Origin of the sequence: Anaerococcus sp. HMSC068A02 (genome assembly GCF_001811125.1) — a bacterium.
In the GTDB taxonomy this organism is placed as follows: domain Bacteria; phylum Bacillota; class Clostridia; order Tissierellales; family Peptoniphilaceae; genus Anaerococcus; species Anaerococcus vaginalis_C.
Genome location: NZ_KV803771.1, coordinates 1 through 11,609, shown reverse-complemented (window position 1 = coordinate 11,609; position 11,609 = coordinate 1). Strand labels below are relative to the sequence as shown.

Sequence of the window (11,609 nt, the reverse complement as noted above, 5' to 3'; positions counted from 1 at the left end):
CTCACTTAAATATTTCATCAACTATAATTTTTTCTAAAGAATCTTTTTCAAAGTTTACCAAAGACTTGTAGGTGTTATCGTAGGAAATTTTTCCGTTTTTTACAACAAATCCACCTTCTACGCTTTCATTTGATACTTTAAGCCCATTAAAATCTTCTTCTTTGAAATGAAATTTCATATCTTTTTGTAAAAGTATTTCGCCTTTTTCGATTTTTGAATCTTTGAGTCTATTTAGGACAAAATCTTTGTAAGAATTTGGTCCAAGTTTTTCTAATTTTTCAATTAATTTTTCTAAAACTTCTTCTACAACTTGATTTTTTGCTTCAATTTTTATATCTCTTGCCTGTCTATTTGCAGTTACTTTTGAATTTTCTTTTATTCTTTTTGCTTCTTTTTTGGCATTTTCTATAATTTTTGAAACTTCTTTTTGGGCTTTTTCTTCTGATTCTTTTATTATTTCTTCTTTTCTTTTTTGACCATTAGATAGGATATGATCGGCTTCTTTTTTGCCGTCTTCTTTTATTCTATCTAATAATAAATCAAGATTGTTCATAATAAAGCCTTATATATTGTTTACTAGAAGTAGGGAAATTACAAATCCTAAGATTGCATATAACTCAACCATTACTGCATAAACTATTCCTTGTACGAAATTATCTTCGTTTTTTGCAAGTATATTCATACCTGATACTGCTACTTTTGCTTGAGCTATTGCTGAGAAATATCCTACTACTCCAATTGGAAGAGCTGCGAAGATATAATAAAGTCCTTGTTGGAAATTAAGATCTCCACCTAATTTTCCTAAAATCATAAATCCTATTACAAAGCCGTAAAGTCCTTGTGTACCTGGTAAAAGTTGTAGTACAAGTGCCTTACCAAATTTTTGTGGTTCTTCTACAGTTAAGCCCGCAGCTGCTTCTCCTGTCATTCCTGTTCCTTTGGCAGATCCCATTCCTGATAAGAATACTGCTATAGCAACAGCAACTGCTCCCATTATCTTTCCACCATTTTCAACTAAAAAATCAACCATTGTATCCTCCTGTGATTATATTTATAAATTTACTATTTTCTATCATTTGTCTAAATTTCTTGCCGCCACCTTCATAGAACTTGTTAAACATTTCTACATAAACAAGTCTTAGGGAGTGAACGTATGCTGATAGGGTTGATAGGAATAAGTTAAATAATTGGAAAATTACAAAAACTATAATAGCTCCTATCTTTCCTAAAATTCCCGCTGGCCACAACATTCCTACAATCAAGTTTACTGAATAAGCTACAAATCCTCCTGAAAGAACAAGCGCCATAAGTCTTAAAAATGATACAAAATCTCCAATCCAAGAACTCATACCATATAAAGAATATAAACCTCCTGCAACTTTTCCTCCAACAGATTTATTTTCACGTCCTCCTGTAAGAACTATGCCTATCATACCTATAATCATTATTATTTTTGCAACATTTTTTCCTGACCCATCAAGTAAATATAAGGCTATAGCTCCACCTACTGCCATATACCACAATAATACATCAAATATTGCACCGAGTGGATCGCCATCACGAATTAGCATATAGGCTTTTACGCCCAAAGCTGTAAATAATGATATGCCACCGATTATAAGTGAAATAACCATTAGGGTGTTGAAATCTTTTTGTGTATCAATTAGACCTGGTAGTGGAATAATTCCTCCAAAAAATGAACCGAATATTAGTCCAAATACACATCCTGAAAGACCAACTCTTGTAAAAAGTCTTGCCATTTTGTCAGTTGACTCTGGCAAATCTTTGTATTTTCTAAGTAAAATTGTTCCAATAAAAAGTATTAATCCATATCCCAAATCTCCAAGCATAAAACCTGTAAATATTGTATAGAAAATTGAAACCAAAAGCGTTGGATCAACTTCGTTATATTTTGGTAATGAGTAGGTTTCTACTACTGATTCGTAAGGTTTGATAAGCTTATTGTTATCAAGAATTACAGGAACATCTGGATCATCTTTGTCTGCTTGTTTTATATCAAGTACAAAATCTTCTCCCAAAACTTCCTTCAAATCTTTTTTGAACTTGTCGCTTAGATTGTGAGGAATATAGCCTTCAACGAAGTCTATTCTTTTTGTTTTGATGAAAAATTCGCTACTTGCTTCTTTTTTTCTTAAATTTTCTAGATAAGTTTGGTAAAGGTAAAAATCTGGCAAGAATATTTTCATTTGCTTGATTTTTTCTTCACTGTCTTTGAGCTTTTTGTCTAAATTTTCAATTTCTTCTAGATTTAAAGCTATTTTTTCACTAACTTTCTTTTTGGTCTTAATATTTGCTTTTGAAAAACCATGATCTCTTAGAAATTCTCTAAAATCTTTTGCTTCTTCAAGACTTGATATGGCTATTAGATAATTTAGGCTATCTTTTTTGGAAAGATCTACAACTAGGGCAGTTTTAAAATCTTTTTTGACTAAATCTTGGTCAAAATCTTTATAAAACTGATCTGCAATTGAGCCAATTTCTACGAAAAATCTGTGTGAGTTTTCAATAGAATTTATATCCAAATCCAAAGCCTTAAAGCTTTCTAGTTCTTCATTTGCTGCTTTTAAATTTTTAATCTTATCTTGACTTTTATCCCTTATATCAATGTATTCTTTTAGTTGAGGATATATTTCATCAAACCTAAAATTTTCGCCTTCTTTATAGAGATTATCAAGACTCATGTCTTTTTTTGTTAGGGAAGATTTTTCTTCCTTATCCAAAGATTTCTCTATAGAATTTATTGCATATTCTAGCTTTGATCTTTTTTCATCAATTCTTGTAAGATTATCTTGGTTAGATACCTTTTTGAGGTAGTCTTCCTTTTCGTCGACCACAAGATCGTTAAAATGAACATAGTTAAACTTTTGTAAAATATCTAGAAGGCTTTTTCTATTATTTTCAAAAGAGAAAAGATTAAACTTATCCATTTTAACTATTGCCATTATTTACAATCCTTTCTGTTAAAAGATTTAAAAGCCCTTCAATTTTTCCCTCATCTTGGTCTAAAATATCTTTGCTTTCATCTTTTGCCTTGTCAATAAGTGGAATCTTTTCTTCGCTTGCTTCTTTCTTTGCATTTTCGATTAAATCATTAGCATCTTTTTTTGCCTTTTCGATTTTTTCTTTGTAAGAATTGCTTGCTTCGATTTTTGATGATTCAATTATTTCCTTGGCTTTTATTTTGGCATCGTCTACAAGTTTGTCAGCTGCAATTTCTGCATCTTTAACTTGATTTATTACATCGCTTGCCATCCTTCACCTCCTACTATATATAGTTTAATTATAGCATATTGACCATATAGATGTATATTACCCATTTTAATCAATTTTTATAGAAAAATTCGAAAAGATTAAATAATTATTTTCAAATAATTTTTTAAATACATTCTTTTGAATTTAAAATTTTCTATAAAATTTTGCTTTGTTTTTTATTCTATTTTAAAAATTTATTTTTTTTATGTACTTTGTTGACAAAAATTTCTGATTTTATATAATAAAATTGATAACAGTTATCAATAACTTTGAGGAGTTTTTATGAAATCTTTTAATAAATCAAAAATTTTTAATAAAAAAATTTTCAATATAATAAAAAATAATAGAAAAGCTCTGTACTTTTCTTTGTTTGTTTTTACATATTTTTCTATGGCTTTTAATTATTTAATAATTAAGGATTTTGTTTTATCCAAAATTTTGTGCATTTTTTTGGGGATTATGAGTCTATTTTTTTTAAATAAAACTTACATAATCCCCAAGAAATCTCAATTTATTTTAAAATCTATCCTTCTTATTTTTATAAGCTTGTCGTTTTTGTCTTTATTTTTGGTCTAGTTTTTGATTTAGTTTGTGGACAGAGTCAATGTATCTAATTGTTCCTGATGGAAGTCTTAATAATAGTGATTGGGTTTTTGCCATATTATTTTTTGTGTAGGATACGCCTTTTAGAAAAGTTCCATCGGTTATTCCTGTTGCTGCAAATAATACGTCATCGCCTTTTACCAAATCGTCTATTGTGTAAACTTTGTCGAAATCTACTCCCATTTTTAGGCATCTTTTTACTTGTTTTGAATCTGATGGGGCAAATACTCCTTGGAAATCTCCTCCCAAACATTTAAGGGCTGCGGCTGCTATAACACCTTCTGGTGCTCCGCCTATACCCATTATCAAATCAATTTTTCCATCTGATAATTCTGTGGCTATGGCTGTCAAAACATCACCGTCTTCTACCATAGAAATTCTAGCCCCTGCTTCTCTTATTTCTTCAACTAATTTTTCGTGTCTTGGTCTGTGCAAAACTGAAACTGTAATATCTGAAACTTTTTTGTTCAAAGCTTTTGCTACATTTTCTATATTTTCTTTGGTTGATTTTTTTATATCTATTACGCCTTTTGCCTTGCTTCCTGTGGCAATTTTATTCATATAAACATCTGGAGCATTTAGTAAGCAACCTTGTGGTGCAACTGCAATTACTGAGATTGAATTGCTAGTTCCATTTGCAAGAGATGCTGTTCCATCTATTGGGTCTACAGCTATATCTACAACATCATCTTGGCTCATATCGCCAATTTCTTCACCTATATATAACATAGGAGCTTCGTCGATTTCCCCTTCTCCGATTACAACCCTGCCGTTTATTCCCAAATAATTAAACATTGCTCTCATTTGGTCTACTGCAATATTGTCAGAATCGTTTTTCTTACCCTTGCCTAAATATTTTCCGCTTGCAAGAGCTGCTGCCTCTGTTACTCTACATAAGTTGATACCTAAATCTCTATTCATTTTTTCTCCTTTAAATTCTCTTGTTAAAGTCAATAGGAAATAAACCATTTCCTATATTTTTATCATACCAAGAAGTGGAACTTTTTTAAAGACCTTTTTAAAATTTTTAATTTTTTGTAAAAATCTTTTTATTTGTTTAATTTTTAAGGATTTATGATATAATCAATAGGTAAAATAAAATTTGGAGATCGTATGAAAAAAATTTTGATTGTTTTATTTATATTACTTTTTTCATCTTGCATAAATTTCGATGAAAGTATAAATAAATCTAATGACAGCACAATAAAAGAAAAAATATCAGCAAATAGTATTTCAAGCGAAAAAGAAAAAAAGAAAAGATTAGAATATAAGCACGAAAATATTGAAGGATTTCAAAGAGATAATTCCTTGTTCGTTGAAAGAATGATGGGAGATTATCCAAATGATATTTCCACTTCTTCCAATGAGCCTTATACAAAAGATGAGCTTAAAAATCTTGATTACGACAAAAATATTTTCTTGGAAGCTTTTAATATAAGGATACCAAACAGGTGCAAAGTTTATTCTAATACTTCTAATAAAAATACCTATGTGATTGATTTTCCAAAATCTGATGATTATGATATTTCAATTAATATAAAAAAATTATTAGAAGAAGGAAAAAAATCAGAAGACGAAATAAAAAATGAGCTTTATAAAATTTCTGACAAAGAAACATATAATTCGGAAATTGAAAATGCAAATGTAGTTCAAAAACCTGTAGGACTTGAAAGCGATTATAAGAAAACTTATTATTCAATTGTTGAAGATAATCAATTTTCTTACACAAATATATTTATGGCAACGCCTACAAATATTATTCAATTTCAAATTGTAGAAGATAAGGAAAAATCCCAAGCCTCTCCTTATATAATGGCAGATTTATTGTCGACAACCTATCCAGAAAGCGAAGATTTCAATATGGTTGCCAAATCATTCAAATCTTTTGACAAATATATAAATCTTTACGCAACAGAAAAAATTGATATGGGAGATTTTTCCTTTAATATTCCTCAAGATATGAAAAATATTCAAGAAAGCGACGCTTTGACCGTTTATGAAAATCAAGTTTCAGGAAAAACAATAAATCAAATTATAATTTCAAAAATAAAAAAAGATAAGGCAATTGATTTGAAAAATTCTTTTGCCCAAAGTCAGGGCAGTCAAATTCCACCAGCTTTTATAAGCCCAATGGGAGAAGTAAAAGAAGAAATGGTAAAAGAAAAATTGTTTTTAAAATCAAAAGTAAGAATTTATACCGAGCAATTTTCACTAGAAGGAGAAAAAATAGCCTTTGAAACCAAAGATTATTTTGTAAATATTATCCTTGCAGGTCCATTGAAAAATACAAATAAAACCCAACTTTTAAATGAAAATATTATAAATTCTTTGAAATTTGAATAAGAGAATTTTATGATAATTTTTCATAAATAAACTAAATGAAACTTAACCCATATCGATTATTAGTCGGTACGGGTTTTTTCTTTACTTTTTTTTGATAATGAATGATATTAATTTTTAAAAAACATCAATAATCTTACAATTTTTTCCAAATAATTATTGATAAACTTTCTCATTTTCTGGTAAAATATTAGGGGAGTTTCTATGAAAAAATTTAACTTTAATTTTAAAAATCTTTCAATACTTATACTTATTTTGATTTTTTGGCAATTTATTTATAAAATCGGATTTTTTTCGCCAATTTATTTGCCTGGGCCTTTTAAAGTTTTTGAAACTTTTTGTGCTATGCTTGTTGATGGTTCGATTTTTGCTAATCTTTTTGCAAGCCTTTTTAGAGTATTTGTTGGATATTTTTTGGCTTTTCTTGTAAGCTTTTTTTTGGCTTTGATTTTTTATTTAAAACCTAAAACCTACCCATATTTTTCAAATATTTTGAATTTTTTTAAGAGTATTCCGCCTCTTGGTCTTGTTCCCCTCTTGATTTTGTGGCTTGGAATTGGAGAAATCAGCAAAATCGCCATAGTTTTTTTGGCGTCATTTTTTCCTATTTTTTTAAATATTCAAAAGGGTTTTATGGTAGCAGAGCCTGATTTAATTGAAATGGCCCGTGCTTTTTCTTATAACAATAAGGAAATTTTTAAAAAAATTATCCTGCCATCAAGTTTGAAAGATATTTTTGTTGGCGCAAGAATTAGTCTTGGCTATGCTTATAGGTCAATTATTGCAGCGGAAATGATAGCCGCATCAAAAGGCCTTGGTTATCTTATAAATTTTTCAAGGCTTATGTCTAGGACTGATAAAGTTCTTGTTGGGATTTTTCTAATAGGCTTTGTTGGAATGATTTCTGACAAAATTTTTGTTAAATTTGCAAGCTTTTTTTTGAAGGGAGATCTTAAAAATGAATGGTATAAGTCTAATTGACCTCTGTAAAACTTATAATATCGACGATAAAAATATAAAGGCTTTGGATAAAATAAATTTAACTTTAAATCCCCAAAAAAGAAATATCCTAATAGGCCCTTCTGGTTGTGGAAAATCAACTTTAATCAAGGCTATTGGCGGGCTTTTGGAAATTGACTCTGGAAAAATTATTAAAAATGATATAAAAACTTCCATAGTTTTTCAAAATCCAAGGCTTTTGCCATGGCTAAATGTCAAAGAAAATATTCTATTTTCAAATCAAAATGAAAATCTTTGCAAAAAGTGGATTAAAATAATTGGCCTTGAAGGCTTTGAAAACGCCTACCCTTCTCAGCTTTCTGGAGGTATGAAAGCAAGAGTTTCCCTTGCTCGCGCTCTTATTTTTCCAAATAATTTTATGCTTTTGGATGAGCCTTTTGCATCTGTTGATGAGATTAGCAAAGAAAGGCTTGAAAAAGAATTAATTTCTTATATGAAAATCAAAGATTCTGGATTTTTATTTGTAAGCCACGATCTTGAAGAAGCTCTCAATTTAGGTCAAAGAATTATAGTAATGAAAAAGGGGAAAATAGTTTCTGATTTTAATCTTGAAGATAAAAAAATCTCCAAGGAAACTTTGAGAGAAAATTTTAAAAAAATAATAGGAGAAGAAAATGAAAAATAAATTTTTAAAAATTTTATCAATTTTTGCCTTAGTTTTTGCGATTACATCATGCTCAAACAAAGACAATGCATCAAACGAAAATATTTCAAATGCTAATATGTCAAATCCTTCATCAAATACCAAGGAAAAATTATCAATCGACGAATTAAATGTGACTTATGTAACATCGCCTTTAAATGTTCCATCAATTATCGAAAAAAATAAGGAAATTTTTGCAAAACATCTTCCAAATGTAAAAATTAATTACAAGGAAATCACAAGTGGCGCAGACCAAACAGCTGCTCTTGCAAGCGGAGATGTTGATTTGCTTTATGGACTTGGTGGTTCTTCTGCAATTCTTGCAAAAGCAAATGGTCAAGATTTGAAAGTTTTAAATATGTATTCAAAAGCACCAAAGGCATTTTCACTTTTTGCAAAAGATGATTCAATAAAAAATCCATCAGATTTAAAGGGCAAAAAAATCGGAGGCCCTGCAGGAACAAACTTACACCAAGAACTTTTAGCATATTTAGAAAAAGAAAAAATGAGCGAAAAAGACGTAGAATTTTCAAATATGTCAATTCCAGATGCAGCAGCTGCCCTTGATTCAGGAAATTTAGACGTAGCACTTTTGGGAGGACCTGCAGCTTATAAGGCAAAAGAAGCAGGACTTTATGAAATTACAAACGGAGAAGATTTAATAGATGCTATAATTTGTGTGGCAAGCTCAGAAAAATTTGCCAAAGATCATCCAGATGTAATAAAAGCAATAAATGATGCCCAAAAAGAAATAGCAGAATTTATGGAAAAAAATAAAGACCAAACAAAAGAAATTGTAAAAAAAGAATTAGACCTTGACGATAAAGCCTACGATTATATGTATCCAATGTACGATTTTTCAACAAAAATTACAGAAGAAGATAAAAAAGGCTTTGAAAGAACCAAAAAATTCATGCTAGATAATAAAATGATAGAAAAAGATTTTGATATTAATCTTTTATTTAAATAAAATTTTAAGACCTATAAACCATCTCGAAAAAATCGGGATGGTTTTTTTATAAAAAATTAAAGATATAATTTAAAATAAGGATAGATTTGCTCAACTTTACACGAATATATAGGCAAAGGAGGAAATAATGGATGATAAAAATTTAATAAAAGGAATTAAAAACAAAGATGAAAAATATTTGATTGAATTCATTAACCTTTATGGACCTATATTAAAAGGAGTTATTGTAAAAACCATAGGAAATAGAAGAAATATTTTAGACGAAATTTTAAACGATGCTCTCCTTGGAATTTGGGATAATATAAATTCTTATGATCCTACTAGGTCATCTTTTAAAAATTGGTGTGCAGGAGTTGCCAAATACAAGGCAATTGATGCCATTAGAAAAGAAGCAAAACACGACTGCCTTGATCTTGATGATGTTTCTGGTTTTATTTATGATAAAAATTTAGAAAATTATGATGAAAGCGAAAAAATTCTTGAAATGTTGTCAAAAAAAGACAGGGAGATTTTTAAAAAATTATTTATAGAAGGATATTCCTACGATGATTTAGAAAAAATCACAAAAATTCCAAAAGACAGACTCTACAACAAAGTAAGCCGTGCCAAAAAAACTTTAAGGAGCAAATTATGAAAAATATCTATGACAAAATAAATGATATGGATTTTGAAATTGAAAAAATCGAATTAAACGACTTTGAAAAAGAAAAATTAATAAAAACTGCAAAATCCTACAAAAAAAATCAAAAATCAAAAAAATTTTTGCCAATAGCAATTGCTTTAATCCTAGTAGCTGGACTTAATATTCCAATTGTAAAAGCAGAAGTTTCAAAATTTACAACAGACATAAAAGTAACTATGATGGAAGCCTTTGGTGCAAGTCCTGATTCCTACAAATATATGGTAGAAATTAATAAACCAGTAACAGTTGGAGAAGATTCATTTGTGATAGGAAATATAGCCTTTGAAGATAATAAAATATTTATAAATACCCTAAGAAATGGAAAAAATTTAGAGGAAACTACAAAAAACAATTCATATTTGTATAAGGTGGTAGTTGATGGAAAAACTTATAAAGCTATTGGCTCATCAGGAGGAGAAGGCCTATTAGAAGATAAAAAAACATCATCAGAAAATCTTATGATAAGTTTTGACAAATCTTTTCCAAAAAAAGATAAGGCGAGCATAGATTTATATTTTGCAGATGCAAATAAAAGCCAAATAATTTCAATAGAATCCCCAATGAATACAATAAACGAAGACAACAAAATTTTCGCTGAAAATTTAAAAATAAAAGGAACAAACGCCACGATTTCATTGATGAAAATAAATCCAATTACTCTTACAGCAACAATAAAAAATCTCGATCAAGCCTATGTTTATGAACTAAAAGGAGTTGACGAAAAAGGAAATAAAATTTCTTTAGATGAAAGAGTTGCAGATGAAAATTCAACAACTTTTATTTTCAACAATTATTTCTCAGACCTAAGCCTAGATGAAATAAAAGACGGAAGAAATTTTAATTTTACCCTAAGTCGTTCAAAAATTAGTGAAAATTCTGGAAAAGAAAGTGATGGAAACTTTGAAAAATTTGCAGAATTTTCATTAAATGCCAAATAAAATAAGGAAAAAAAAATCCTCAAATGAAATTAAATTCATTTTGAGGATTTTTTATTTTTATTTTGCCAATGATTTTTGCATTTTTATACTTCTTTTTCTTAATCTTAGGATTATATAAGCCAAATATATAAGCGTATATATAACCACTCCTACCATATTTTCTTTCCAATTCGAAGAATATAACACCATAACGTGGACATATATTCCTATGAAAAATGGATATGCCATTTTTTGCAAATTTTTCCAACTTTTAGCTTTCATTTTGCGACGAACTGTCTTAAAAGAAGTTACAAAAAGAGGAATCAGCATCAACAATAAAAATATTGTTATTATTGATGCTATTAATTGTCTTTGAGGCATAGAGCTAGGATTTGTAAAAAGAATTGGGAAATAACGCAAACCAAATATTATATTGTGGCTAAAAACTAATAAGCTTGCCATTATAGACATTTCTCCACGAATTGCCATCAATTTTTTTGAAAAATCATTATGTTTTGTAATAGTTCCTAAAAACATTACTATCATAAATGAAGCTGTAGCAAATATCCCCCTTGAAAATATCTTCATAAAATATTCATTAAACCAAGTAGGGAAATTTCTATCAAAGCCCATATTATAATAATAAACTACAAATCCTGTCCAAGCATATATTCCTAGATAAAATATGACAGGATATTTTTTAATCAAATCCTTAGTTAAACTATAAAAAATTATAGTAAACAAAATTCCAGTAATTAAAGTCATCTTATTCTCCTTTCTATTTTCATAAGCTTATTGTTCCTTTTGTGTAGGATTTTTACTTTCATCAATGATAATTTCCTCTTTATTTTTTTCTAAAGGGGGCAATTGAGAGTTTTTTGTGCTTTGAATTTTGAGAGAATCTTTTTCATTTTCACTATTTTCTTTTTCAGTTTTTTCTAACTCTTTATTACCAGAATCTTTATTCGATTCATTTTTATCAGGATATTTTTTCTCATTTACAGAAGGTTTTAAAGAAGGTTTTTCCTCTATTTTATTTTTAGAATTTTCCTTTTTCTTTATAGCCTTTTTGCTAGAAGATTTATCTTGACTATTTTCTTTTTTAACAGCTTTTTTCACTATTACCATCACGTAAGCTTCGCCTACTTCTTTTGTTCCTTT

General features: G+C 28.8%; 13 protein-coding genes. 6 read left to right on the top strand and 7 right to left on the bottom strand.

Features of this window, described 5'->3' with window-relative positions:
- Position 1: 1 nt before the first annotated feature.
- From HMPREF2782_RS07250 to glpX, 5 genes are all read right to left on the bottom strand, one after another.
- Positions 2–553: a V-type ATP synthase subunit E gene (locus HMPREF2782_RS07250; protein ID WP_004839565.1), complete on the bottom strand. Its 552-nt coding sequence runs from the start codon at positions 551–553 to the stop codon at positions 2–4.
- A 9-nt stretch (positions 554–562) separates the two neighbouring features.
- On the bottom strand, positions 563–1,030 hold the full coding sequence (locus HMPREF2782_RS07245) for a V-type ATP synthase subunit K (RefSeq protein WP_004839566.1): 468 nt from the start codon (positions 1,028–1,030) through the stop codon (positions 563–565).
- Positions 1,023–2,963, bottom strand: coding sequence for a V-type ATP synthase subunit I (locus HMPREF2782_RS07240; RefSeq protein ID WP_070641885.1), 1,941 nt, complete (start codon positions 2,961–2,963; stop codon positions 1,023–1,025). The genes HMPREF2782_RS07245 and HMPREF2782_RS07240 overlap by 8 nt, the downstream gene beginning before the upstream one ends.
- Positions 2,950–3,273, bottom strand: a complete 324-nt coding sequence (locus tag HMPREF2782_RS07235) for a V-type ATP synthase subunit H (protein ID WP_070641884.1) — start codon at positions 3,271–3,273, stop codon at positions 2,950–2,952. The genes HMPREF2782_RS07240 and HMPREF2782_RS07235 overlap by 14 nt, the downstream gene beginning before the upstream one ends.
- Before the next feature lie 561 nt (positions 3,274–3,834).
- Positions 3,835–4,797 (bottom strand): class II fructose-bisphosphatase, encoded by a 963-nt coding sequence (gene glpX, locus HMPREF2782_RS07225; RefSeq protein ID WP_070641879.1) that lies wholly within the window; start codon positions 4,795–4,797, stop codon positions 3,835–3,837.
- A gap of 192 nt (positions 4,798–4,989) precedes the next feature.
- Between glpX and HMPREF2782_RS07220 the strand changes: the two genes are divergently transcribed.
- The 6 genes from HMPREF2782_RS07220 (at position 4,990) to HMPREF2782_RS07195 (ending at position 10,469) form a co-directional block, all read left to right on the top strand.
- Positions 4,990–6,219, top strand: coding sequence for a hypothetical protein (locus HMPREF2782_RS07220; RefSeq protein ID WP_070641878.1), 1,230 nt, complete (start codon positions 4,990–4,992; stop codon positions 6,217–6,219).
- 201 nt (positions 6,220–6,420) lie between these two features.
- Positions 6,421–7,197: an ABC transporter permease gene (locus HMPREF2782_RS07215; RefSeq protein WP_070641876.1), complete on the top strand. Its 777-nt coding sequence runs from the start codon at positions 6,421–6,423 to the stop codon at positions 7,195–7,197.
- Entirely contained in the window at positions 7,175–7,861 is a 687-nt protein-coding gene (locus HMPREF2782_RS07210; RefSeq protein WP_070641875.1) for an ABC transporter ATP-binding protein, read from the top strand. The genes HMPREF2782_RS07215 and HMPREF2782_RS07210 overlap by 23 nt, the downstream gene beginning before the upstream one ends.
- Positions 7,851–8,849: an ABC transporter substrate-binding protein gene (locus HMPREF2782_RS07205; protein ID WP_070641874.1), complete on the top strand. Its 999-nt coding sequence runs from the start codon at positions 7,851–7,853 to the stop codon at positions 8,847–8,849. The genes HMPREF2782_RS07210 and HMPREF2782_RS07205 overlap by 11 nt, the downstream gene beginning before the upstream one ends.
- Before the next feature lie 127 nt (positions 8,850–8,976).
- Positions 8,977–9,483, top strand: coding sequence for a sigma-70 family RNA polymerase sigma factor (locus tag HMPREF2782_RS07200; protein ID WP_070641873.1), 507 nt, complete (start codon positions 8,977–8,979; stop codon positions 9,481–9,483).
- Complete coding sequence (locus HMPREF2782_RS07195; RefSeq protein ID WP_070641872.1) at positions 9,480–10,469, top strand: hypothetical protein; 990 nt, start codon at positions 9,480–9,482, stop codon at positions 10,467–10,469. The genes HMPREF2782_RS07200 and HMPREF2782_RS07195 overlap by 4 nt, the downstream gene beginning before the upstream one ends.
- A 57-nt stretch (positions 10,470–10,526) precedes the next feature.
- Here the strand turns inward: HMPREF2782_RS07195 and HMPREF2782_RS07190 are convergent, their stop codons facing one another.
- Both HMPREF2782_RS07190 and HMPREF2782_RS07185 read right to left on the bottom strand, forming a co-directional pair.
- Complete coding sequence (locus HMPREF2782_RS07190) at positions 10,527–11,213, bottom strand: ferric reductase-like transmembrane domain-containing protein (protein WP_070641870.1); 687 nt, start codon at positions 11,211–11,213, stop codon at positions 10,527–10,529.
- Between the two features lie 27 nt (positions 11,214–11,240).
- Positions 11,241–11,609, bottom strand: a 369-nt coding sequence (locus HMPREF2782_RS07185) for a hypothetical protein (protein ID WP_148130028.1), incomplete at its 5' end; no start/stop codon positions are given.

Coding starts and splice junctions, on each gene's coding strand:
- HMPREF2782_RS07250 (WP_004839565.1), bottom strand. CDS start 553: ATGAACAATCTTGATTTATTATTAGATAGAATAAAAGAAGACGGCAAA.
- HMPREF2782_RS07245 (WP_004839566.1), bottom strand. CDS start 1,030: ATGGTTGATTTTTTAGTTGAAAATGGTGGAAAGATAATGGGAGCAGTT.
- HMPREF2782_RS07240 (WP_070641885.1), bottom strand. CDS start 2,963: ATGGCAATAGTTAAAATGGATAAGTTTAATCTTTTCTCTTTTGAAAAT.
- HMPREF2782_RS07235 (WP_070641884.1), bottom strand. CDS start 3,273: ATGGCAAGCGATGTAATAAATCAAGTTAAAGATGCAGAAATTGCAGCT.
- glpX (WP_070641879.1), bottom strand. CDS start 4,797: ATGAATAGAGATTTAGGTATCAACTTATGTAGAGTAACAGAGGCAGCA.
- HMPREF2782_RS07220 (WP_070641878.1), top strand. CDS start 4,990: ATGAAAAAAATTTTGATTGTTTTATTTATATTACTTTTTTCATCTTGC.
- HMPREF2782_RS07215 (WP_070641876.1), top strand. CDS start 6,421: ATGAAAAAATTTAACTTTAATTTTAAAAATCTTTCAATACTTATACTT.
- HMPREF2782_RS07210 (WP_070641875.1), top strand. CDS start 7,175: ATGAATGGTATAAGTCTAATTGACCTCTGTAAAACTTATAATATCGAC.
- HMPREF2782_RS07205 (WP_070641874.1), top strand. CDS start 7,851: ATGAAAAATAAATTTTTAAAAATTTTATCAATTTTTGCCTTAGTTTTT.
- HMPREF2782_RS07200 (WP_070641873.1), top strand. CDS start 8,977: ATGGATGATAAAAATTTAATAAAAGGAATTAAAAACAAAGATGAAAAA.
- HMPREF2782_RS07195 (WP_070641872.1), top strand. CDS start 9,480: ATGAAAAATATCTATGACAAAATAAATGATATGGATTTTGAAATTGAA.
- HMPREF2782_RS07190 (WP_070641870.1), bottom strand. CDS start 11,213: ATGACTTTAATTACTGGAATTTTGTTTACTATAATTTTTTATAGTTTA.